Origin of the sequence: Arthrobacter sp. 260 (assembly GCF_013116745.1) — a bacterium.
In the GTDB taxonomy this organism is placed as follows: Bacteria; Actinomycetota; Actinomycetes; order Actinomycetales; family Micrococcaceae; genus Arthrobacter_D.
Window position 1 is genome coordinate 461614 of sequence record NZ_JABFOE010000001.1, and the last position, 23488, is coordinate 485101.

The 23488-nt window shown below is 65.9% G+C and carries 23 protein-coding genes; 19 read left to right on the forward strand and 4 right to left on the reverse strand.

Annotated elements, in window-relative coordinates; translation table 11 throughout:
* Positions 1 to 5 precede the first annotated feature (5 nt).
* The 11 genes from clpS (at position 6) to HMI57_RS02180 (ending at position 7897) form a co-directional block, all read left to right on the forward strand.
* A complete protein-coding gene (gene clpS, locus HMI57_RS02130) occupies positions 6 to 308 on the forward strand; it encodes an ATP-dependent Clp protease adapter ClpS (RefSeq protein ID WP_171584232.1) in 303 nt (100 codons plus the stop codon).
* A 64-nt stretch (positions 309 to 372) separates the two neighbouring features.
* Complete coding sequence (locus HMI57_RS02135) at positions 373 to 933, forward strand: DUF2017 domain-containing protein (protein ID WP_171584233.1); 561 nt, start codon at positions 373 to 375, stop codon at positions 931 to 933.
* 90 nt (positions 934 to 1023) lie between these two features.
* Positions 1024 to 1959: a glutamate racemase gene (gene murI / locus HMI57_RS02140; RefSeq protein ID WP_171584234.1), complete on the forward strand. Its 936-nt coding sequence runs from the start codon at positions 1024 to 1026 to the stop codon at positions 1957 to 1959.
* Entirely contained in the window at positions 1956 to 2759 is an 804-nt protein-coding gene (locus tag HMI57_RS02145) for an MBL fold metallo-hydrolase (protein WP_171584235.1), read from the forward strand. The genes murI and HMI57_RS02145 overlap by 4 nt, the downstream gene beginning before the upstream one ends.
* A gap of 48 nt (positions 2760 to 2807) precedes the next feature.
* Positions 2808 to 3581, forward strand: coding sequence for a ribonuclease PH (gene rph / locus HMI57_RS02150; RefSeq protein ID WP_171584236.1), 774 nt, complete (start codon positions 2808 to 2810; stop codon positions 3579 to 3581).
* Entirely contained in the window at positions 3574 to 4221 is a 648-nt protein-coding gene (gene rdgB, locus HMI57_RS02155) for an RdgB/HAM1 family non-canonical purine NTP pyrophosphatase (protein WP_171584237.1), read from the forward strand. Before rph ends, rdgB begins: the two co-directional genes overlap by 8 nt.
* 47 nt (positions 4222 to 4268) lie before the next feature.
* A complete protein-coding gene (locus HMI57_RS02160; protein WP_171584238.1) occupies positions 4269 to 4967 on the forward strand; it encodes a DedA family protein in 699 nt (232 codons plus the stop codon).
* Positions 4954 to 5604 (forward strand): GNAT family N-acetyltransferase, encoded by a 651-nt coding sequence (locus HMI57_RS02165; RefSeq protein WP_171584239.1) that lies wholly within the window; start codon positions 4954 to 4956, stop codon positions 5602 to 5604. The genes HMI57_RS02160 and HMI57_RS02165 overlap by 14 nt, the downstream gene beginning before the upstream one ends.
* Before the next feature lie 318 nt (positions 5605 to 5922).
* On the forward strand, positions 5923 to 6297 hold the full coding sequence (locus HMI57_RS02170) for a GntR family transcriptional regulator (RefSeq protein ID WP_171584240.1): 375 nt from the start codon (positions 5923 to 5925) through the stop codon (positions 6295 to 6297).
* Positions 6294 to 7214 carry an ABC transporter ATP-binding protein gene (locus HMI57_RS02175; protein ID WP_171584241.1) on the forward strand — a complete coding sequence of 307 codons (921 nt, stop codon included), beginning with the start codon at positions 6294 to 6296 and terminating at the stop codon, positions 7212 to 7214. Before HMI57_RS02170 ends, HMI57_RS02175 begins: the two co-directional genes overlap by 4 nt.
* A complete protein-coding gene (locus tag HMI57_RS02180) occupies positions 7211 to 7897 on the forward strand; it encodes a hypothetical protein (RefSeq protein WP_171584242.1) in 687 nt (228 codons plus the stop codon). The genes HMI57_RS02175 and HMI57_RS02180 overlap by 4 nt, the downstream gene beginning before the upstream one ends.
* Here HMI57_RS02180 and HMI57_RS02185 read toward each other — a convergent pair.
* On the reverse strand, positions 7894 to 8490 hold the full coding sequence (locus HMI57_RS02185) for an HAD family phosphatase (protein ID WP_171584243.1): 597 nt from the start codon (positions 8488 to 8490) through the stop codon (positions 7894 to 7896). The genes HMI57_RS02180 and HMI57_RS02185 overlap by 4 nt on opposite strands.
* A 90-nt stretch (positions 8491 to 8580) precedes the next feature.
* Between HMI57_RS02185 and HMI57_RS02190 the strand changes: the two genes are divergently transcribed.
* Complete coding sequence (locus HMI57_RS02190; protein ID WP_171584244.1) at positions 8581 to 9579, forward strand: exonuclease domain-containing protein; 999 nt, start codon at positions 8581 to 8583, stop codon at positions 9577 to 9579.
* Positions 9580 to 9586: 7 nt separating this feature from the next.
* Here HMI57_RS02190 and HMI57_RS02195 read toward each other — a convergent pair whose 3' ends face one another.
* Positions 9587 to 10507, reverse strand: a complete 921-nt coding sequence (locus HMI57_RS02195) for an SDR family NAD(P)-dependent oxidoreductase (RefSeq protein ID WP_171584245.1) — start codon at positions 10505 to 10507, stop codon at positions 9587 to 9589.
* 80 nt (positions 10508 to 10587) lie between these two features.
* A complete protein-coding gene (locus tag HMI57_RS02200) occupies positions 10588 to 11637 on the reverse strand; it encodes an ADP-ribosylglycohydrolase family protein (protein WP_171584246.1) in 1050 nt (349 codons plus the stop codon).
* 197 nt (positions 11638 to 11834) lie between these two features.
* On the opposite strand from HMI57_RS02200, the gene HMI57_RS02205 reads away from it, so the two are divergent.
* From HMI57_RS02205 to HMI57_RS02220, 4 genes are all read left to right on the forward strand, one after another.
* Positions 11835 to 12878: an aquaporin gene (locus HMI57_RS02205; RefSeq protein WP_171584247.1), complete on the forward strand. Its 1044-nt coding sequence runs from the start codon at positions 11835 to 11837 to the stop codon at positions 12876 to 12878.
* 75 nt (positions 12879 to 12953) lie between these two features.
* On the forward strand, positions 12954 to 14120 hold the full coding sequence (locus HMI57_RS02210; RefSeq protein ID WP_171584248.1) for an exonuclease SbcCD subunit D: 1167 nt from the start codon (positions 12954 to 12956) through the stop codon (positions 14118 to 14120).
* Positions 14117 to 17251 (forward strand): SMC family ATPase, encoded by a 3135-nt coding sequence (locus tag HMI57_RS02215; protein ID WP_171584249.1) that lies wholly within the window; start codon positions 14117 to 14119, stop codon positions 17249 to 17251. The genes HMI57_RS02210 and HMI57_RS02215 overlap by 4 nt, the downstream gene beginning before the upstream one ends.
* Positions 17252 to 17328: 77 nt before the next feature.
* Positions 17329 to 18603, forward strand: a complete 1275-nt coding sequence (locus HMI57_RS02220; RefSeq protein ID WP_171584250.1) for an MFS transporter — start codon at positions 17329 to 17331, stop codon at positions 18601 to 18603.
* A 12-nt stretch (positions 18604 to 18615) separates the two neighbouring features.
* Here the strand turns inward: HMI57_RS02220 and HMI57_RS02225 are convergent, their stop codons facing one another.
* Positions 18616 to 19371, reverse strand: coding sequence for a helix-turn-helix domain-containing protein (locus HMI57_RS02225; protein ID WP_171584332.1), 756 nt, complete (start codon positions 19369 to 19371; stop codon positions 18616 to 18618).
* Between the two features lie 102 nt (positions 19372 to 19473).
* Between HMI57_RS02225 and HMI57_RS02230 the strand changes: the two genes are divergently transcribed.
* The 3 genes from HMI57_RS02230 to HMI57_RS02240 all read left to right on the forward strand — a co-directional run bounded on the left by HMI57_RS02230 (position 19474) and on the right by HMI57_RS02240 (position 23389).
* Positions 19474 to 20025: a flavin reductase family protein gene (locus tag HMI57_RS02230; RefSeq protein WP_228720875.1), complete on the forward strand. Its 552-nt coding sequence runs from the start codon at positions 19474 to 19476 to the stop codon at positions 20023 to 20025.
* A gap of 57 nt (positions 20026 to 20082) precedes the next feature.
* Positions 20083 to 21537 (forward strand): 4-hydroxyphenylacetate 3-monooxygenase, oxygenase component, encoded by a 1455-nt coding sequence (gene hpaB / locus HMI57_RS02235; RefSeq protein WP_171584251.1) that lies wholly within the window; start codon positions 20083 to 20085, stop codon positions 21535 to 21537.
* 115 nt (positions 21538 to 21652) lie between these two features.
* Entirely contained in the window at positions 21653 to 23389 is a 1737-nt protein-coding gene (locus HMI57_RS02240) for a hypothetical protein (RefSeq protein ID WP_171584252.1), read from the forward strand.
* The last annotated feature ends 99 nt before the right edge of the window (positions 23390 to 23488 follow it).

Sequence of the window (23488 nt, forward strand, 5' to 3'; positions counted from 1 at the left end):
GTTCTATGACAGTTGGCACCGCTCCGGACACCGAACGCCTCGAGGAAACGGACCAGCTGACGGCCAGCGACATCCCCTGGGTGGTGATCGTCTGGAACGATCCCGTGAACCTGATGAGCTACGTCAGCTACGTGTTCCAGACCTATTTCGGCTACAGCGAAGCCAAGGCGCACAAGCTCATGATGGAAGTCCATGAGGCGGGCAAGTCGGTGGTGGCTGGCGGAAGCCGTGAGGAAGCTGAACGAGACACGCTCGCCATGCATTCCTACGGGCTGTGGGCGACGTTCCAGAAGTCCGACGAACCCTAGGGCCTGCCCCAGCTCACCCGAGCAACCACTATTTTCGATGTTGACTGTGCGTTAAGGAGATTTTTTGGCCAAGGCATTCAAGGCAACCCGCCGAGGGATCATCGGCACCCTGGACCCGGGGGAGCGGCAGCTGCTGCGCAAGCTGTTCGAGGACATCATTGAGCTGCTGGAGCCCGCCGAGCCCGCCGACGCGGATCCGCTCGCCGCGATGGTTGGGGTGGACAGCGTCGCCGTTGCCCCCTCCGACAGTGCTGTCCGGCGGCTGCTGCCGGATGCGGTCCGCAACGACGACGACGAGGCGCTCGAGTTCCGCCGGCTGACCGAACGGTCACTGCGGGAAGACAAGATCGGCACCCTGCGCGGCAGCGCGTTGCTGCTGGAATCCAGCCCGATGACCCTGAGCGCGGATCAGGCGCGGCTGATGGCGCGTGCCCTTAACGACGTGCGGCTGGTCCTCGCGGACCGGCTGAAGATTGAATCCGACGAGGATGCCGCCCGCCTCCACGAGATTGACGATGTCGCCGACGCCGACGACGTCGAGACCTACCTGGCACTCGTCTACAACTTCGCTAGCTGGCTGCAGGAGTCACTGATCCAGGCCCTGTTTGGGCTCAAGGACAAGTGATGATCCTGCCGGCGCGCTCCCGCGCTGTGACTAATTGCACTGGCCGCTGGTTCGTCTAATGGCTGTCGCACGTCTTATGGTCGGTAGATTATGACCAACGTCCCGGGTGAGATTTCATCGCTGAAACGAACCGAGGCCCCGATCGGTATCTTCGATTCGGGCGTCGGGGGGTTGACCGTCGCCCGCGCCGTCATCGATCAGCTGCCGCAGGAGTCGATCCTGTACGTCGGGGACACCGCTCACGGCCCCTACGGGCCGCTCCCCATCGCCAAGGTCCGCGCACATGCGCTCGGCGTGATGGATGAACTGGTCGACTCCGGAGTGAAACTCCTGGTGATCGCCTGCAACTCTGCCTCTGCCGCGGTCCTCCGTGACGCCCGCGAACGCTACACGGCGCGGTACGGCATCCCGGTGATCGAAGTGATCCAGCCAGCCGTCAGGCGTGCCGTCGCGTCCACTCGCAGCGGAAAGATCGGTGTCATCGGGACGTCCGCGACGGTGGGCTCCCGTGCCTACGAGGACACGTTTGCCGCCGCGCCGCACCTGTCCATCACCTCGGCCGCCTGCCCCGATTTCGTCAAGTTCGTTGAGGCGGGGATCACCTCCGGTCCCGAACTTCTCTCCACGGCGCAGCAGTACCTGCAACCGCTCAAGCGCGCGGGGGTCGATACCCTGGTGCTGGGATGCACGCATTATCCGCTGCTGACCGGGGCAATCTCCTATGTCATGGGGGACGCGGTCACACTGGTTTCCAGCGCCGAGGAGACCGCCAAGGATGTGTACCGGGCCCTGATCTCCCACGATCTGGAGCGGGTAGGGGATTCCCCGCCGAAGCACCATTTTGTAGCTACCGGAGACGCCCAGCGCTTCGGGGAACTGGCCCGTCGCTTCCTCGGGCCCGAGGTGCTCAGCGTCGAACACGTGGACCACGTGGCAGCGCAGTACCCGACCGGCAGCATGGCCCGGATCACCCCCGAGATGATCGCTACCGCCCGCGCCGACGCATTGGGGACCTCCCGCCCATGAAGTTGACCATTGTGGGCTGCAGTGGCTCCTTCCCCGGCCCCCAGTCACCGGCGTCGTGCTATCTGGTCACCGCCACCGTTCCCGACGGCGAGGGCACGAGAACCTGGCGGATCCTCCTGGATCTGGGCAACGGGGCACTGGGGGCACTGCAGCGCTACATGGACCTTCGCGACATTGACGCAGTTTTTCTGAGTCACCTTCATCCCGACCACTGTATGGACCTCTGTGGCCTTCACGTCGCTGTGCACTGGGACCCCAACGGCTGGAACCGGCCGCGCATCCCGGTGTGGGGCCCCGGGGGAACCGCGGACCGGATGGCGACCGCGTACGGCCTGGAGCTCGATCCGGGGATGCACGAGGACTTCGACTTCCACCAGTGGAGCTCCCGCGGCTCCGTGACCGTGGGCCCGTTCAAAATCACCCCGTACCCGGTGCTGCACCCGGTTGAGGAGGCCTACGCCCTCCGCGTCGAGGTGGCGGGGGAGAATCCGGGGGACCCACCGCGGGTGCTGACCTACTCCGGTGACACCGACGCCTGTGAAGGGCTGATCGAGGCTGCCTCCGGATCCAATGTTTTCCTCTGCGAAGCCGCGTTCCACGAGGGCCGCGACGACGCGATCGAGGGTGTGCACCTCACGGGCAGGCGCGCCGGGCAGGTGGCGGCAGCGGCATCGTCGGACCGGCTGCTGCTGACCCACATCCCGGTCTGGAACGACGCCAACCGGACTGTAGAGGAAGCCAGGACCAGCTACCAGGGCGACCTTGCTGTGGCCGTGGCGGGCGTGTCCTACGAGATCTGAGCGCAGCTCGCCCCCGCCCGTAGAGCCATGCCCCGTAGACTTGACCCCATGAATCCCGCAAACACTTCCTCCACTGCCGCTGCCCCGCTTCGGGCCGACGGTCGGACCGCAGACCAGCTCAGGCCCATCACCATCACCCGCGGGTGGTCCACGCAGGCTGAGGGCTCTGCCCTCATCGAGTTCGGTAACACCCGCGTCCTGTGCACCGCCTCGCTGACGCAGGGAGTTCCCCGCTGGCTCAAGGGCGAAGGGAAGGGCTGGGTGACAGCTGAGTACGCCATGCTGCCGCGAGCCACCAACACCAGGTCGGACCGTGAATCAGTCAAAGGCAAGATCGGTGGCCGGACCCACGAAATCTCCCGCCTGATCGGGCGGTCCCTCCGTTCGATCATCGACACCAAGGCGCTGGGCGAGACGACCATCGTGCTGGACTGCGACGTCCTGCAGGCCGACGGGGGCACCCGGACCGCCGCCATCACCGGCGCCTATGTGGCGCTGGCCGAGGCAATCCGCTACGCCAAGGAAAACAAGCTCATCGCTGCCTCGGCCCGGCCCCTCATCGACACGGTGGCAGCTGTCAGCGTCGGCATCATCGACGGGGTCCCCATGCTGGACCTGCCATACGTCGAGGACGTGCGCGCCGAAACCGACATGAACGTGGTGGTGACCGGCAGCGGCAAGTTCGTCGAGGTGCAGGGCACCGCTGAGGGCGCACCCTTCGACCGGGACGAGCTGGACGCGCTCCTGGATCTGGCCCTGCTCGGTACTTCCCAGCTGACCCAGATCCAACTCGACATTCTCGCCGAGGGCGCAGGTGCCTGAGAGCCCCGAGGCAGCCTCGCGTCCCGAGGGAGCCCGGCTGGTCCTGGCGACCCGCAACCCTGGCAAGCTCCGGGAACTGCGGGAGCTGCTGCGCGGGAGGGTCCCCGGTCTCGATGTGGATACGCAGGTGATCGATGCGCAGGCAGCGGGAGCGCCCGACGTCGTCGAGAGCGGCACCACTTTCGAAGCGAACTCGCTGCTGAAAGCACGGGAAGTGGCCGCCGCGACCGGGCTCGTCGCCGTCGCCGACGATTCTGGCCTAGCGGTCGACGTGCTCGGTGGAGCTCCGGGAATCTTCTCGGCACGCTGGTCAGGGCGCCACGGCGACGACGAAGCCAACCTGAGCCTGCTGCTCGCGCAGCTGGGCGATATCCCGGCTGAGCAACGGGGAGCGTCGTTTGTCTGCGCGGCAGCGGTGGCCCTGCCCGACGGCACCGCCCACGTCACCAGGGGTGAGCTGAAAGGTTCACTCCTGACGGCACCGCGAGGCACCGGGGGATTCGGCTACGACCCGATCCTGCAGCCACGCGGCATGCAGGTGAGTTGTGCTGAGCTGACCCCCGCGGAAAAAAACGCGATCAGCCATCGGGCACAGGCCTTTGCGGCACTGGTGCCGCACCTTGTCGATGCCCTGAGCTAGCGCGGCGCAGGCGATAACCAGGATCGTAAGGCAAACTTGATCGGGATATGACTACTCTCCTGCACTCGACTTCCTTCCCCGCAACACTTGGCGCACCCTCAGGCGGAGGATCCTGGCTGGATTCCATCTCCGACTGGGCCGTGTCCATGATGGAAACCATTGGCGCGCCTGGCGCGGGGCTGGCGATTGCCCTGGAAAACCTGTTCCCACCCCTGCCCAGCGAGGTCATCCTGCCGCTGGCAGGCTTCACCGCGAGCCGAGGCAGCTTCACCCTGTTCGAAGCCATCTTCTGGACAACCGCCGGATCGGTGGTCGGCGCCCTCGCGCTCTATCTGCTCGGGGCCTGGCTGGGCCGCGACCGGATGCGTGCCATCGTTTCCCGGGTGCCGCTGGTGGACCTGCAGGACGTGGACCGGGTCGAGGCCTGGTTCAGCCGCCACGGGTACAAGGCGGTGTTCTTTGGCCGGATGATCCCGCTCTTCCGAAGCCTGGTGTCCATACCCGCGGGCATTGAACGAATGCCGGTCTGGAAATTCCTGGGACTGACCACCGCTGGAAGCCTCATCTGGAACTGTATTTTCGTCATGGCTGGCTTCTATCTGGGAGAGAACTGGCATGTGGTCGAAGCCTACGCTGATGTTTTCCAGAAGATCGTCATCGTGTCGGTCATCCTGTTAGTCGGTTATTTCGTCATCAGCCGGATCGTGAAGATAAGGCGCAACCGCGCAACGCATGACACGCCTTGAGGACGTCTGGCCGCTTTTCGGCCTGCAGATCTCCACACCGCGGCTCACGCTCAATCCTGTCCGCGATGAGCAGCTACCAGGCCTGATCGACGCGGTCCTCGCCGGTATCCACGATCCGGCAGTGATGCCCTTCGGTGTGCCCTGGACCGACGCGCCACGCGACGAACTGATCAAGGGCACGGCGCGGCACCAGTGGCGGCAGCGCACCACTGTCGAGCCGGAGAACTGGACCCTGAAGCTGGCGGTGTGTTGTGGGGGACGGGTGATCGGCGTGCAGGACCTCTCAGCACGCGACCTGAGCATCCAGCGTACTGTGCATACCGGTTCGTGGCTCACCCAAGCCGAGCAAGGGAAGGGGCTGGGTACCGAGATGCGGTCTGCCGTCCTGCAGTTCGCCTTCGATTACCTGGGTGCCAAGTGGGCCGTCTCTGATGCTGCCTCCTGGAACGCGGCGTCGTTGGCGGTGTCCCGGAACCTCGGCTATGTCGCCAACGGTGTTACCCGGACGGTCGTCCGACCCGGCGAAGCCACCACGATTCATCACGTCCGCCTGGCCGCAGAAGCCTTCGCCCGGCCCGGGTGGTCCATTTCGGTGGCGGGCTTCGACGCGGCGCGCTCCACGCTGATCGCCACCTAGGCGTCGCCGACCGAAATCCCAGCGGGGCGACAGTGGACGCAAAGCCCTTGTACAGATGCGGCGGGTTGTCTGAGGCATTTGTACAGATGTGGCGGGTCCGAGGGAGTGTCACCCACCAGTGCTGCACAAACGGTTCCGACATCGTCGCGCTGGCGGTTGCTCACCCGCCAGTGCTGCACAAGTCGTCCCGACGTCGTCGCGCCCCCGAGGGCCCAGAAGTCACTTTCAAGAGGCATTGCCACGCATCCATTGCGGTTGTATGGTTAGTTACATCAGTAACTAACCAACTGACCAACTAACGGTCAACGGAGGGCCGAGATGATCGACGACAGTAGGCCCATCTTCTTGCAGATCGCCGAGGAGATTGAAAACGAAATTGTCGAGGGGACACTCGCCGAGGAGGCACAGGTCCCATCCACCAATGAGTTTGCCGCTTTCCACCGCATCAACCCGGCCACCGCTGCCAAAGGGGTAAACCGGCTTGTGGATGAGGGCATCCTGTACAAGCAACGGGGAATAGGAATGTTTGTAGCCACCGGGGCCCGAGCCGCGCTCCTGCAGCGCCGGCGGGACCGCTTTTTTGATCAGTACGTCCGACCGTTGGCCGTCGAAGCGCGGAAACTGGGAATCAGCCCCCACGAACTTGCCGAGATGGTCCGGAGCAGCGAATCAGTTACGGGAGGTACGCCATGACCAGTGTCATCGAAACCCACAATGTGATCAAGACCTATCGCAACTCCACCGCACTCGATGGGGTGAACCTCTCCCTGGAGCCAGGGAAAATCTACGGCCTGCTGGGCCGCAACGGGGCGGGCAAAACCACCCTCATGTCTATGCTGACGGCGCAGGGGTTCCAGACCTCGGGAAATGTCCGGGTGTTCGGTGAAAGCCCCTACGAAAACGATCGTGTCTTGAGCCGGATCTGCTTCATCCGCGAATCGCAGAAGTATCCCGACGCCTTCACGCCGAAGCACGCCTTCCGTTCGGCCGCGCTGTTCTTCAGCAACTGGGATCAGGCATTCGCGGACCGGCTGGTGGATGACTTCCAGTTGCCGCTCAAACGCTCGATTAAGAAGCTCTCCCGTGGGCAGTTGTCCGCGGTGGGCGTGATCATCGGATTGGCTTCGCGGGCTGAGCTCACCTTCTTCGACGAACCCTATCTCGGCTTGGACGCCGTCGCCCGCCAGCTGTTCTACGATCGGCTGGTCGAGGACTACGCGCTGCACCCCCGCACGATCGTGCTCTCATCGCACCTGATCGACGAGGTGGCCAACCTCCTTGAGCATGTGATCGTGATCGACAAGGGTCGCATCATCATGAATGACGACGCCGAGAGCATCAGGGGCTCAGCCTTCACCGTGGTTGGATCAGCGGCGGTGGTGGGGTCGTTCCTCTCCGGCCGGGAGATCCTGCACACCGACAACTTCGCTTCGCTCGCCTCGGTCACTGCCCTTGGTGTCCTCACACCGGCGGAGAAGCGGGAGGCAGCCGAGCTCGGCCTGGAGCTGGCCCCCGTCTCGTTGCAGCAGTTGGTGATCCGTCGAACCCTCGCGGCAAGCACCGGGGATCTGAATGCCGTGGCCAACCATTCACTGGAGGTATCGCAATGAACCGCATTGTCAACGTCATGCGGATGCAGCTGATCAACCGATGGACCTTTATCGGCATTCCCGCGGTGATCCTCGTCGCGTCCTTCGGATTGAGTTGGTTAATCTGGTCCTTGGTTCCCTATGAGGGAGCGAAGTATTCGGGTGGTTCCCAAGCCATCATGTGGTACTTCCTGGCGCTGGGAATCCAGTCGCTCACCATGACCTTTCCGTTTTCACAGGGGCTGAGCATCAGCCGCAAGGCCTTCTTCCTCGGAACCCTCGGACTGTTCTCGATCATCGCGGTCGTCACGACGGCGCTCTATTACGTGTTGAGCCTGATCGAGGTGGCGACCGACGGCTGGGGAGTGAACGGCAGGTTCTTTGCTCTCGAATGGATCGCCGAGGGATCCGGATTGCCGATGATGGTCTTCTACTTCACGGTGATGATGGTGCTGTTCCTGATCGGTTTCTGGGCTGCAACCATCTACAAGCGGTGGCAGACCACCGGGCTCCTCGTCACGGGGATCGGCGCCGCGCTGATTGTGGTGGGCCTCGTCTTCTACATCACCCGGGCCGAACTTTGGGGACAGGTGGGACAGTTCCTGGGCAGCCAGTCGCAGCTGAGCGTCGCGGGATGGCTCGCCGTCGTGGGCGTCGCCCTGGCGGGAGGATCCTACCTCACCCTGCGGCGGGCGGTTCCCTAACTCCTGGGCACCAACTCCCTTTGCAGGTCGATGCCCGGCTGGTGCAGCCGGGCATCGAGTCCCACATCCTGGGCCGCGGCTACATTGGCCGGATTGTCGTCAACGAAGGTGACCATCCCGGGTTCCACCGCAAGGTCCCGCAGGACATGCTCAAATATCTCCCGCTGCGGCTTCACCAGTGACAGCTTCGAACTGAAGTACCTGCGCTGGAAGTAGCCGGTCCAGGAGGCCTGCTCGAACCGCGACACCATCGGGGCCGGCATGTTGGACAGCAGCGCCAACCGGGCGCCCTGGCCACTAAGTTCCTCCAGCACATCGAGGGTGTCCAGATTGAAGTGGGACCACTGGTTGGCGTCAAGAGTGTCGAGCAGGTCAGTCCGTGACTCAGGGACCTCCCGACCGGTGACCCGCGACCAGTATTCGACCGAGGTATACCGGCCCGCGTCGAATTCCAGCCGGTGCTGCCAGTAGGGCGACCCAGGATCCATGAGAGGGACGCCCGCAGCATCCTCAAGGTTCAGCCAGTCCTCAGGGGTGGGTGCGTCGGTGATCACCATGCCGTAGTCAAAGAGGTACCACTGTGTGTTTCCCATACTTCAGGGTAGGGGAATGTGGCAGGTATCTCCCGGCGCGCGGGTGAACGTTGGGTAAAATTCAGTGCTGCGCCCCGTAGCGTTGACCGGGTGGGAATTGAGTTCACGGCCATCGACTTCGAGACAGCAAACGGGTTCCGCGGTTCGCCGTGCGCCGTGGGTCTGAGCAAGGTCCGGGACGGCAGGATTGTGGATGAGGCCCACTGGTTGATGCGGCCCCCCGCAGGCCACGACCATTTCGACTGGCGGAACGTCCGGATCCATGGCATCTCCCCGGAGATGGTGGCTGCGCAGCCCCGCTTCGGCGACCTCTTCCCCGAAATCGGCGCGTTCATTGGCGACGACGTGCTGGTGGCCCACAACGCGGCATTCGACATGGGCGTGATCAGATCGGGACAGGAAGTCTCGGGGATTGCCGGTCCCGCCTACAACTATTCGTGCACGGTAGTGCTGTCGCGGCGGAATTATTCGCTGCCGTCCTACTCGTTGCCGTTTGTCGCAGAAGCGGCCGGCGTCCCGCTGGTCAACCACCACGATGCGGTGGAGGACGCCCGCGCCTGCGCCGGGATCATGATTGACATCGCCCGGATGAACAACGCCGGTAGCCTCGAGGAACTGGCATCGATCCAGCGGCTCCCGTTGTCCACCCAGGACGCGTATGTGCCCGGCATGAATGAGGTGTCGAAGGCGACCCGTGGGGCGCTGGCCCGCGGGGCGGCCGCTGTCCGCACAGGACCATCGGGGTGGCCCGACGAGGGGCTGAACCCGCCGGCGAACGGCGCAGCCGACCCCGCCAACCCGCTGTACGGCCAGACAGTGGTCTTCACCGGCACGCTCGGCATGCCCCGCCCGCAAGCCAAGGAACGGGCTGCATGGCTGGGGGCGCAGCCAGCGAGCACAGTCACCCGCCGCACCACAGTACTCGTGGTTGGGGACGGATTTGTGGCCTCCGACCTGCGGAACGGCCGGGTCACCGGGAAGGCGCGGCGGGTCCTTGACCTGCACGAACGCGGCCAGCGGATTGAGGTGCTCTCCGAGGCCGAGTTCCTGCAGATGACCGAGGGCCGCTGGCCGGTCGACAGTCCATAACCGGTACCTAAAGGCTCAACTGCACGCCGGTGAGGTCCTGCGAGGCGTCGATCAGCCGCGACGCCGTGTTGCGCTCGCGGGCGTGTGGTTGCGCCGGGACCAGTGCCGGGTTGCCCCGTAGCTGGAACCATCCCTGCGGCCCGCAGTAGGACCCATTGCCTACCGCAGCATCGGCTACCGCGCGGACCAGGGGCCACGCCCCGGTGTCCTTCCCATGGGAGACGGGTGCGAGGATGCGGCGTTGCGGGGCGGGCGAGGTGTTGTTCAGCCCGATGCCCGGACGGTGGGGTGTGAGCATGTCCAGTGCCAGGCCGGGGTGGGCGACAATGCTCTGTACCGGGCTTCCCAGCAGATGCAGCCGGGCAGCGAGTTCGAAACCGAAGGTCATGACAGCGAGCTTCGACGTGGCGTAGGCCCGGGGGTTGTTGTACCTCGCGGGCATCAGGTCCGCGGTATCCAGGCGGACCCACCGGTGACTGATGCTGCCGAGGTGAACCACTCGCCCACGTGCCGCAGTGAGGGCGGGCAGCAGGCCAGCGGTCAGGGCGAAGTGGCCCAGATGATTGGTCCCGAACTGCAGTTCGAACCCGTCGGCGGTGTGCTGGCGGCCAGCGGCCCCCACCACCCCGGCGTTGGCCAGCAGGGCATCGATGGGACCTCTCGCGGACAGCAGGTCCACCGCCCGTCGTACGGAGTCCAGGCGGGCCAGGTCGAGTTCCTGGAACTCGACCCGCGCCTCCGGAACCTGGTGCCGGATCGCCGCAATCGCTGCTCTGGCCTTCTGCTCGTTCCGGGAGGCCATCACAACGCTCGCACCGGCGGCTGCGAGCTGCTCGCAGGCAAAATAGCCGAGTCCGGCGTTTCCGCCGGTGACGACGACCGTGCGGTCACTCAGGTCAGACAGGTCGGTGGGGTTCCAGTTATCCATTCAACAAGACTAATTCCCCAAGCCCAGGCGCATTGCCTTAGGGGTACCGGGCTAGCGACAGCGTGCATCGTGCGTCACGCTCACCCGGCCGAGGTGGTGTCCACCAGCAGCCGGCCCATGGAGGTGACGACGTCGGCCCCCTCCAGTGCGGCGGCCCAGCTGTCCGGGAGCCCGTCCCGGCCATAAAGCGCGCCCAGGATGTTGCCGGCCAACGATCCGGTGGTGTCGCTGTCGCCGTCGTGGTTGATTGCGAGTGCTATCGCGGCGCGGAAGTGCTGTTCCGGCCCGGCAGCGGCCTCGCTGGCCAGGACCGCATAGACGGCGATTGCCAGTGCCTCGTCAGCCGTCCAGCCCCCGCCGAGGGCAGCGCTCATCTGTTCCGGTGAGCCGTCGTCGTCGGCCAGCCGAACCGCCGTCTCAAGGAACTCGGCCAGTTCCGGGACGTTGGAGGTGTACGCCCGCGCGACGGCCGCGGAAACTGCTTCCCGCAGTGACATTCCCTGGCGCACGATGCCATGGATCAGGACCGCCACCACCGCTGCCCCGTGCAGGGCGGCGGGGTGGCCGTGGGTCAGGGCGGCAGCGTTCATGGCCAGCCGATCGGCTACCTCCACCGGAATGTGCGGCACCAGCCCAAAGGGTGCGGAGCGCATCACGGTGCCCGATCCCTTCGCCTCGGGGTTCACCGGCCGGGACAGGGTTCCCATTTCCCCGCCGCGCAGACCACTGAGGCAGGCTGCGCCCGGCCGGCGACGGTGCCGCAGCACCGTCTGGGCATCGATCCAGCGGGGCGGGGCGACGGGAGCCGACGACGGTGGCGTCTCACCCTGCGTCGCTAGCCAGCGGAGGTAGGCCAGCCAAAGACACGCCGTCTCGTCGGCGGCTACTCCCTCGTTTGCCCACTGAATGGCATCCACGAGACCGTCGACCGTGTAGAGGGACAGCTGGGTGTCGTCCGAGAAGCGAAAGACCCCGGACAACTGGGTGGGGGAGGTCAGCCCCGCCGGGCCATAGGCGGCCCTGATCGACTCAAGATCGAGGGTTTCGACGGCGAAGCCGAGCGCATCGCCGAGCGCGCCGCCCAGCAGGCAGCCATGGACACGGTCGGAGAAGGTGGGGTCGGTCAGCACCACAACAGTCTAGTGTCGGGTAGTGTTCTACTGCCGCGCCCACTATGGCGTCCGCTCTCAGCGGGCGTTCAGCAACAGGTGGAAGGCTTGACGGGTTTGCCCGACCGCATAAGACGGTCCCGGCAGCCAGCACGGTCCCGACAACAGCGTCGGCCACAACTTCAGCTTCTCCCACAGCTCAAAGGATTTCGTCCACCATGACGCAGACATCACTGCCCACCACTGAACAGCACGCAGAACCGGAACCGTCCGGCCGCGCCGCAATGATCAGCGACTTCTCCCTGGTGGCCCGGTCCCTCGCCGAGGCCGCCGGCTCATTCCTCCTGGTCCTGGCCGGTCTCGGGGTCACCATCCTGAACACCCAGACGGGGGTGCAGCCCACCCTCGCGTTCGGGCTGGCCCTGATCGGTGCGATTGTCGCCTTCGGCTATGTATCTGGCGGTCACTTCAACCCGGCGGTCACGCTCGGCTCGGCCATCGCGGGCAAGACCTCATGGACCTCGGTGCTGCCGTACATCGTGGCGCAGGTTGTTGGCGGCATTGTCGCTGCTGTCTTCATCTGGCTGCTCCTGAGCGCCAACCAGCAGTTCGCCGGAAGCGTCCAGGCGCTGTTCGCCGTCTCGGCCAACGGCTACGCTGACCATTCCCCGACCCAGTTCGCGCTGAGCAGCGCCTTCCTGGCCGAGGTGGTCGGCACCGCGATCTTCGTGGCAGTTGTCATCGGCGCGATGTCGCGGACCGCCACCGGATCGCTGCGCAATGCCGGCGGCCCCTTTGCCATCGGCCTGGTGTACGCGGCGCTGCTGACCTTCCTGCTGCCCATCAGCAACGGATCACTGAACCCTGCCCGTTCCACTGCCGCAGCCATCTTCTCCGAAAGCTGGGCCATCGAGCAGCTGTGGCTCTTCTGGGTAGCACCCATCCTGGGCGCGGCAATCGCCGGACTGATCTACCGCAGCACCGATCTGTTCGCCGGGCGCACGAAGGGTGCAAAGCCGGCCACGGTGACCGACGCCCCGGACACCAGTGCGGTTTCAGCTACTCCCGCCGATGGCACCCAGGCCACCGCCACGCCGGTTGCCTCCCCGGCTTCAGCTTCTTCGCCAGCTACTGACCGGTACCCCGCCGACCACGCGCGCACCGGCGACCATGCTGACGAGGGGCAAGTGGACCGCCCGGCAGGCACCGACGACGCCCGCGCATTCTTCGACGAATCGGACGAACGCCGCGACGAAAAATAGGCCACCCAGCGGGCAAAGTCCGCACCGCCGGGTGCGCTCCGCAGGAATGTCGGTGGGGGCCGGTAGCTTGGAAGCATGAGGTTACTGCACACATCCGATTGGCACCTGGGACGGTCGTTCCACGGTGTGGGCACCCTCCAGGCGCAGCGGCTCTTCATTGATCACCTCGAGAAGTCGGTCCGTGAGTTTGAGGTGGATGTGGTGCTGATTGCCGGCGACGTCTACGATCGGGCGCTACCCAGCGTGGACGTCGTCGGCCTCTTTGACGATGCGCTGGAACGCCTGACCGCCGCCGGCGCGCAGGTGGTGGTCTCCAGCGGAAACCACGACTCTGCCACCCGGCTGGGCTTCGGCGGTCGCATCCTGGAACGCGGGGGAGTGCACCTGCGCACCCGGCTCGAGGATATTGCCCGGCCGGTCATTTTTCCCCTGGACGACGACGGCGCCGAGCTCGCTGTGTACGGCCTGCCATACCTCGAACCACGGCTGGTCGCGGAAACGCTCGGTGCCGAGGCCCCCAGCCACACAGCCGTCACCCGTGCGGCGCTGGACCTGGTTCGCTCCGATCTGGCGCACCGCCGGTCCGCAGGACCCGTCCGGTCGCTGGTGATGGCCCATACCTTTGCCAGCGGCGGCATCACCTCGGACAGCGAACGCGATCTCAGCGTGGGAGGGGTGGGAGCCGTCCCCCTGGATCTCTTTGAGACCTTCGACTATGCGGCGCTGGGGCACCTGCACGGTCAGCAGCAGCTCGCCACGAATGTGCGCTACTCCGGTTCGCCCCTGCCGTACTCCTTCTCCGAAGCCCGTCAGTCCAAGGGCGCGTGGCTGGTGGAGATCGGCCCTGAGGGGCTGGGTGACGTCCGCGCTGTCGAATGGCCCGGCTACCGTGAGCTCGCGGTGCTGACCGGCGAACTCGAAGAACTGCTGTCGGATCCCCGCCACGAATGGGCCGAGACCGCCTATTGCCACATCACGCTGGTGGATCCGGACCGGCCCAGCCACGCCATGGAGCGGCTGCGCAGCCGCTTCCCTTCGACCCTGGTCCTGGTTTTCGAACCACTGGGTGACCGCCAGCGCGCCGCCCAGACCTACAGCCAGCGGATTGCCAAGGCCACCGACGACGTGGACGTGTGCTGCGGGTTCCTCGATCATGTGCGGTCCCGACCAGCGAGCGAGAGCGAACGCACAGTGCTGGCATCTGTCCTGGAAACCGTTCGCTCGGCAGAGGTGGAACGGTGAGAATCCACCGCCTTGAACTGCAGGCCTTCGGCCCCTTCGCGCACCGGCAGGAGGTCGACTTCGATCGCCTGGGCGCCCATGGGCTCTTCCTGCTGAACGGTCCCACAGGGGCCGGAAAATCAAGCGTCCTCGATGCGATCTGCTATGCGCTGTACGGGTCAGTTCCGGGTGCCCGCCAGGGAGCGAAGAGGCTCCGGAGTGATCATGCACCGGAGTCCCTTGCCCCCGAGGTGGTCTGCGAGTTCAGCGTGGGCGGCCGACGGCTGGAAGTGATTCGCAATCCCCAGTGGAACCGTCCTGCCAAGCGCGGGACCGGCACCACCTCCGAGCCGGCGCGGACCCTGTTGAGGGAGAAGATCGACGGCGAATGGGTGCAGAAGTCCGCCCGCAATGATGAGGCCGGCGGCGAAATCCAGGCCCTGCTGGGAATGGACCGTGAACAGTTCACCCGAGTGGTCATGTTGCCGCAGGGCGAGTTCGCCGCTTTCCTGCGCTCCGATGCCAAATCCCGGCGGGACCTGCTCCAGAAACTCTTCGCCACCGACCGGTTCGAGAAGGTCGAGCAGGTCCTGTCCGAGCGTGCCAGGACGGTCGGTGCCCGGGTGGCCGAGGCTGAAGCGGGGCTGACCCACATCCACCGTCGTGCGGTGGACGAGGTGCAGCGCTACTCGTTCACCGACGATGCGCCGACGGACGGGACAGCACCGGGAGGGCCGGCAGCGGCAGGGGGCGTTGACGGCGACGAGAGTCCCCTTACCCTTGCCGACCTTAGCGGCCGGCTCGAAACCGTCCTTGAGAACGCCCGACGGCAATCGGACGAGGACTCACGGAACCGGACACTGCTGACGCAGCAGCATCAGGACACCCTGGCTGCCTACACCCGTCGGGAAGCGCTGGGAGCCTTCCGTGCCGCCGAAGAGTCACACGCTGCGCAACGCGGGGAGGCTGGGGACTTCCAGACGGCGGTGGACCGGGACCGTAAGGCACGCATCCTGGAGAGCGGACTGCGCACATTGGACCTGGCGGAGAAGGCATTACGGCTGGCAACCGGCCGGGCGCAGGAGGCAACCCGCGCGATGGCCGGCTCGCCGGTCGCGAGTTCCCGCCTCCCGGACCGTGAAAGTACCGGCCAGGAGGACGAGCTCGCCGCGACTGCAGAAACCATCGCAATGCTTGATGCGTCCTGCACCGCAGCGATGTCGGAACTCGGCGTCCTCCGTGCCGCCCTGCCGGAAGAACAGCGGCTGCAGAGCCTTGAGCAACGGCTCGCTGATTCTTCGACCGAGCTGCAGCGGATCGACGCAGCCCTCGGGGAGTGCGCGGAGTCCCTGGTTGAGGTCCGAGCGCAGACAGCACTGGTCCAGGCGGAGCGGGTAGAACTCGAACGGACAGTCAATGGGACATCGGCGCTCGTCGAGCGGGTGGCGGAGGGTGAACGGCTCCTGGCGACCATCGCCGCGCTGGACGTAGCGCGGGCGAAAATGGCGAGCGAAGAGGACCGGTACTCCGCGGCCGAACGGCGTTTCCTCGAACTCAAGAGCATCTGGCTGGAGACCCTCCGGCAACGCCTGGAGCAGTCAGCAGCAGAACTGGCGGCCGGCCTCACCGACGACAGCGACTGCCCGGTCTGCGGCAGCCGGTCCCATCCGCACCCCGCAACGGCCGACGGCGCGAACCTGATCACCCACGAGCAGGAACAGGCGGCACAGCAGGAGCAGCATGCCGCCGAACAGGTGGTGGAAGGCCTTCGGCGGGTGCGCGACGACGCCGTCCTGGATGCCGCACGGCTGCAGGCCCAGGGCGGGGACCGCGAGGTGGGTGCCGTCCGGGAGGCTCTCGAAGCTGACACCGCCCTCCTGGCGGAGGCCGTTGCTGCCGGGAAGGCGCTGGAGCGTGCGACCGAGCGACTGACCGCGCTGACTGCCCGGGAAGAATCACTCACTGCCCAGCACGCCGGGTTGGCTACGGCCCAGGCCGAGACCCGTACCTCAAGGACTGGACTGCAGGAACAACTGGGTGAGGTGCACCAGCGGCTGGCGACCCTTCGCGGGGAGTACGAAACCCTTGCCGAGCGGACCGGTGAGTTGGCGGCAGCACACCAGGCAATAGCCGGCTGCCGGGACGCCCTTCAGGATCTGGCGCGGGCCAGTTCCAGCCGGGAGCTGGCCTACGCCACCCTGTCCGAGGCGCTCGTAGGTTCGGCCTTCGACCACCCCGAGGAGGTGCGGTCGGCACTGTTGTCCCCAGTGGAACTCGACCATGCCGAGCTCTTCCTCGCCACCTACCACCGCGCCGGAGATCGGCTGGAGGCCGACCGGGCACGCCCCGACATTGCCGGGGCACTCAGTGACGAAGCGGCGGGGTTGCCGATCGTGACCAGCGAAGAGGTCGCCGCCGCAGCAGCAACGGAGGCAGAAGCCGCTGAGCGGGCCACCGCTAGCCTGCTCAGGCTGCGGATGGTCCAGGAGTCAACGCTGCAGCTCGACCGCTATGCGACCGAGCTCACCCGTCAGGAGCAGGTGGTGCTGCCGCTGCTGCAGGAGCGTGACCTGATCAAGTCCCTCGCCGACACCGCGGCCGGAGGCGGAGAAAACTCGTTCAAGATGTCCCTGGGCACCTACGTGCTGGCGGCGCGCCTGGAGCAGGTGGCCGACGCCGCCACCGAGCGTCTGCTGGCAATGTCCGACGGGCGCTACGCCCTGGTGCACAGTGATGCACTCTCAGGAAACCGGAAGTCCGGTCTGGGCCTGAACGTGATCGATGGGTGGACCGGAAACCGGCGGGATACCGCTACCCTGTCGGGCGGTGAGTCCTTCATGGCCGCACTGGCGCTGGCGCTCGGCCTGGCCGACGTCGTCCAGGCCGAGTCAGGCGGCATCGAAATTGAGACCCTCTTTGTCGACGAAGGGTTCGGCAGCCTGGACGAGCAGTCCCTGGAGCAGGTCATGGACGCGTTGGAGGGGCTCCGGGACGGCGGCCGGATGGTGGGACTGGTCAGCCACGTTGCGGAGCTGAAGCAGCGTATCGGTGCCCAGCTGCAGGTCGTGAAGGAACGCGACGGGTCCACACTGCACATCGTCGACCAGGTCCCAGGCCAGGTGCACCCCCCAGGCGTGCTGCAGACAGTGTAAATTGGGCTTGTTGACCGGGTTGGGCGCATCGGGAGGGGGGACGATGCGCGCTCAGTAGTATCCGGAAAGACCACACCATGACAACACCCGCAGTAGCAGGCAGCCGGCTGGGACGCTTCGGCCGTCTCCCCGCCCTGGCCGGATCATCCTTCCTCACCATCGGTTTCTTCGCACGGCTCCCGCTGGCCATGCTGACCGTCGGAGCCCTCACCCTGGTCACCGCAGCCAGCGGATCCGTGGCTACCGGCGGATTCGCCGCCGGAGCTGTGGGCGTGGGCTCGGCATTGGGCGCACCGATCCTCGGGTACCTCGCCGACCGCACCGGCCAGCGGCCCGTCCTGCTGATCTCGGCAGCACTGAACACCGCCGCCATCATCTGGGTGGTCGCGTCGAGCTACCTCGTCCCGGACTTCTCCGGAGCATCAACAGCAATGATTCTGGCCGCAGCGTTCGGTATGGGTCTGACCTGCCCCCAGATCGGGCCACTGGCGCGGGTGCGCTGGATCGCGCTGACCCGACGCTCCGAACCCGGTGACCTGGACACGGCGCTGTCCTATGAAAGCACCGCTGACGAGCTGACCTTCGTCCTTGGGCCAGCACTGGTGGGACTCCTCGCGAGCCTGATCGCCCCCTGGCTGCCGCTGACCCTCGCCGCCGTGCTCACCGTCGTGATGGTGAGCGCCTTCGCCGTGCACAGCACCGTCCAGGCGGTCGTCCCGCTCAGCCGCCGGCCCCGTCGCGCCCCGGAGGGTCAGTCACCGCCCCGGCGTGGCGCCCCCGGCAGCCGACGGTTCTGGTTACTGGTTCCCCTGCCCGTGTTCGGAATGGTGGCAATGGGCACCTTCTTCGGCTCGACACAGACAGCGCTCATTGCCTTCGCGGGAGAATTCGGTGCGGCAACCTCGGCCGGCCTGCTGTACGCGGTGATGGGTCTGAGCTCGGCGGCCGCCGCCCTGTCGGTGGCCTACTGGCCCGCACGGTTCTCGGCGTCGTGGCGCTGGATTCTCTCAGCGGGAGGGATGAGCCTGCTCACCCTGTTCCTCTTCATCCCGCAGGAGGTCCCCCTGATGCTGCTCGTCCTGCTGGTGCTCGGCGTCCCGGTCGGACCCACCATGGTCACCATCTTCAGCATCGGGTCCATGGTGGCTCCCAAAGAGCTCATGGGCACCGTCATGACCCTCCTGGCCAGCGGAATAGTCGCTGGCACAGCGATCGGTGCTTCGGTAGCCGGGACCATCGCCGAAGCCGAGGGATTCAGCGCGGCCTTCGCAGTTCCTGTCGCCGCTGCCGGTGCCCTACTGCTGCTGGGCGTCGTCTCCCTCGCGGTTCCCCGCCAGCAGCCCGCGGACTAGCTCATCCGGAGGTCAGCGCAGCTGATCCTCGATGATCCGCGCGCAGTCAAGCAGGCGGGCGCCAAGTTCTGCGGGGGTGTGCAGCGAACGGATATAGACGACCGCCACCGCCGCCGGCAGCTCGCCAGGAATCCTCACCGGTACAGCCACCGACGACACCCCATCGATCACCTCGTCGTGGCTCACCGCATAGCCGGTGCGCTGGGCGGTGCGGGCATCGGCACGGTACGGCTGCCCCGGTGCACAGCGCTCCCACGCCGGTTCGGAGAGCGCCGACTGGATGGCTACTCCCGGCGCCCCAGCGCTCACCGGGTGGCGGGTGCCGGGGCGCTGGGCCACTGTGGCTCCGGTGTGACGGGGTTCCACCGCAACGAGCGTCACGCACTCTTGCTGGTCGAGGACAACCACGAAGGCGGTCATGCCCAGCGTGTTCGCCAGCTGGGTCAGCTCTGGGAGGGCAGCTGACTGCAGATCGCTCGCGACGCCCCGGGCCAGGACTGCCAGGCCGGGCCCGGCCTTCACCCCTCCAGCCGCATCACGGACTACCAGCGAATGATCCTCGAGCGTCCGCAGGATCCGGTAGGCGATGGAGCGGTGAACGCCGAGACGCGACGACAGCTCGGCAATCGACAACGGTGAACTCGCCTCGGCCAGGATCTCCAGGGCGCGAATACCGCGGGAGAGGGTCTGCGAGTGCGTTGAGGCTGCCACCGCAGTCCCACTCCGGGCACTCTCCACGGCGGTCCCTCCTGGCGCTTCGACTGTCATCTCGGTCACTTCCGGTCAATATTTCACTATCTGAATGAAATGTTCAACTATAGAACAGCTAGGCTGGAAAGGAGCCAACGAGCCCATCGAAGGAGTCCCGCAATGATCGCGTCACCGCAGAACTGGGGTGCGGCTTGTGACGGTTTCGCCGCCCGCCGCCGCTCGCTCAACGCGCCCCGCGCGCACCACTTCAGGGGGAGCCTCGGCCGGTTCGCCACCGGGGTGGCCATCGTGACGTTCGACGGCGCCACCAAGCGCCACGGGATTACCGTCAATTCCTTCACCTCGGTGTCGATGGACCCGCCGCTGGTTCTGGTGAGCATTGCGCGCAGCACCAAGGCTCACGATGAACTGGCCGGACGCCCCTTCACCGTCAACATTCTCGGCGCCGAGCAACGCTCGCTCGCCATGCATTTCGCGGGCCGGCCCACCAACGAGCCCACCTGGCTGGAGGGCACCACGGCGCCCCGCCTGGCCAATGTGCTGGCCTTTTTCGAGTGCACGCCCTGGGCGGCGTACGACGGCGGTGACCACACCCTGTACCTGGGGGAAGTGCAGGACTTCAACTACCGCAAGGGCGATGCGCTCGCGTACGCCAACAGCACCTTCACGACCATTCCGGAGAACCAGCTGGGAATGGAAGACCTGCTCTAGCGGGTTGCACCACCGGCAGCACAATCAACAGCCACACCTCACGGCAACTGGAGCACAATGGGAATCCGATCCGGCACGCAGTATCTGGACAAGCTGAACTCCATGCGGCCGCACGTGGTCATCAATGGCGAAACGGTCAGCGAAAACGTCGCCGACCACCCGGCGTTCCGGAACGTCGCACGGACCTACGCCCGGCTCTACGATCTCCAGCACGATCCTGACTACACCGAACAACTCACCTACGTCTCGCCGACGAGCGGCGACCTGGTGAACGCCTCCTTTCTGGTGCCGCGGACCGTCGCGGATCTTCAGCGGCGCCGAGCGGCAACCTCCTGCTGGGCGGAATACTCGCACGGGTTTTTGGGCAGGACGGGTGACTATATGAACGGTTGCCTGACCGCGCTGAGCACCGCCGAAAAGTGGTTCGCGCAGGCGGATCCGATGTTCGGCGAGAATATCCGCCGGTTCTACGAGCACTGCCGGGAGAACGATCTCCTCACCACCCACACCCTCATCCCGCCGCAGGTCAACCGGTCGGTGGCCGGGTCCGAGCAGCTGGGTGGCCAGCTCTCCGCCCGGATCACTGAGGAGCGCGACGATGGAATCATCATCAACGGGGCGCGCATGCTCGCTACCATCGCACCCATCGCCGACGAACTGCTGGTGTTCCCCTCCACCCTGTTGCGGGGAACACCGGAGGATGCTCCGTACTCCTATGCGTTTGCGCTGCCGAGCGACACCGAAGGCCTGAGGTACCTCTGCCGTACCTCGCTCTACAACGGGGGATCGACGCACGACGAGCCGCTGGCGTCGCGTTTTGAGGAGATGGACGCCGTCGTCGTCTTCGACAACGTGTTCGTGCCCAACGAGCGGGTCTTCATGCTGGGTCACCCGGACCTGTGCAACAGTTTCTACTCCGACACGGGTGCCGGAGCGCTGATGACCCACCAGGTGGTCAGCCGGACCATCGCCAAGAGCGAGTTTTTCCTGGGCCTGGCATCGGAGCTGTCGCAATCGATCGGCATCGACGGTTTCCAGCACATCCAGGAGGATCTCGCCGAACTGATCCAGACGGTGGAAATCGGCAAGGCCCTGATGCGGGCATCGGAAGTGGATGCGCAGCGCAACGACGACGGCGTCATGCTGCCGAAGTGGACCACCCTGAACGCCGCTCGGAACTGGTATCCGAAGGTGGCTCAGCGGTTCCCCGAGATCATCAGGAAGTTCGCCGCGAGCGGCCTGATGGCACTTCCCGGGGAAGCCGATCTGGCCAGCGCGGCGTTGCCGGACATTGAGCTATACCTGCAGGCGAAGACCCTCACCGGACCCGAGCGGGTGCGGCTGTTCAAGCTGGCGCACGACGCGTCGATCTCCGGGTTCTCCGGGCGCCAGGCCCTGTACGAATACTTCTTCTTCGGTGACCCAGTGCGGATGGCCGGAGCACTGGTGAAGAGCTATGACACGGCGCCGGTGCAGGCGCGGGTCCGTGAGTTCCTGAACCGTTCGGACTGACCTGGCCTGACTGGCGACTAACCGCGACGGGCTGCGCCGCCGCCCAGGTACTTGATAGCCCGGACCCGGTCGGCTACTTTTGCGCTATCGGTCTCACCAGCGATGGGAGAGAACCGTGTCCGGCACCGGGTCAGAGTCCACCAATCGATCGTCGTCGGGCACCGGATCAGGGCCCGTTGCCCTGGCGGTGGCCGCGGTCCTGCTCGGCGGGTACGCCGGGCTCATAGTCACCGCCACGCCGTCGTCGGCGGTGGTGATCGACGAGCGTATCCCGTGCGCCGAGCTCCTCCCACCGGACTACGCCGAGGCTTTCGCCGGTGCAGGCTACGAACTTGTCGACCTGGGTGAGGATCCGTCGGGGGATCCCAACGACCCCTTCGTCGCCAACGGCGGAAGCAGCTGCCGGTGGGGGATACCCCAGTCGGACATTCTTGAACCCTTCAGCTACTCACCGCTGGACGACGCCGCCGCGCAGGAGCAGCGGAACCGACTTCTGGGCGAGGGGTACAGCCAGGAACAGACCGACGACGGCCTCATCCTCCGGCCGCCGCCCGAGGAGGGCTTCGGCAACTTCTTCCCGGATTACCAGTACGTCTTCACTGATGGCTTCTGGTTCAACGCGGGCAGCCCTGAAATCATTGCCCAGATGCGTGAGACGGTCGACGCCGCGGAACCACCTGCCGAACCCGAACCGGAGCCCACTGTGGAACCCGATCCGCTGCCGGAAGTCACCCAGCAGGAAGTACTGGTTGAGGAACCGGTTACCGCGCTCCTTCCCGACCAGCCGCCCGAAATCCAGGTGTTCGGTGCAGCTGAACCGTCGGTCCTGAGCGGGCTGCGCCCGGTCGGAGACGTGGTGCTCACCCCCGCCGTCGTCACGGGCACCGTCACAGTAGCGGTCATCTTCGCCGCAATTGTCGGACTGCCCGGCAAACTGATGGAACAGGCCCTGGCCGGGAACTGGGACCGGATCCGGCGTCATCTCACCCCTCTGACCACGCCCCTGCACCGCTGGCGAGAATCACCGGGGGCCCGGACCGTCACAGCCAGGCTCTCCGCCGCACCGCAGTGGGCCGCCATCGCAGGCGGTGTGGTCATCGCCAGCATCCTCTCGGGATTCATTGACCCGGAGTTCGGCCTCAATCCCGGGTCGCTCAGGATGTTCCTCTCCTTCGCCGTGACCTTCATGGTGGAGGGTCTGCTCGGGCTCGCGGTGATTGCCCTCATCCTGCGGAGCAGAGGTGAGACCGTGGGGTTGCACCTGAGGTATGGTTCCTTGCTGGTGATCGTGGCGGCAGTGGTCCTCAGCCGGGTAACTGAATTCCAGCCCGGCGTGGTGTTCGGCCTCATCATTGCGCTGAGCTACGCATCGACCGGGTCCCTGCGGCGGGAGGCCGCACTCACCGGCGCGGAGGTGGGGTACGTCCTGGCCCTGGGGATCGGGAGCTGGCTCACCTACAGTGAGCTCACTGAACGCAGCGGCGCATCGCCCGGGCCGCTGGATGTATTTGTCATCGAGACGGCTGCCGGCCTGGCCATCGGATGCCTCGCCGCGCTGCCCCTGGTCCTGCTGCCGTGGCGCGGCCTGCCCGGAGGCACGCTGTATGCGTTTAATCGCCGGCTGTGGGCGGCCAGCTATCTTGTAGCCAGTCTGACCTTCGTCGTCGTCGTGATTCCCTTCCCTGAAAGCTGGCAGGCAGTCGAAACGTCACTGATCACGTGGATCGCGCTGTACCTGGTGTACGCGGCGATGGCGGTGTTCGTCTGGTGGTGGTTGACCCATCTGTGGCCTGGAACCGATGATCCCGCCGAGCCGGAAGCGCTGGACCCGGAGCTGGAGGGTCGCCGGTAACCTGCCGGGCCACTGGCCTTTCCTGCCGTCGGCGACGTTCCCGCGGGGTGCACGGATTAAAGTGACAGAGGGTAGTATGATCAGCGTCACAATTACCGA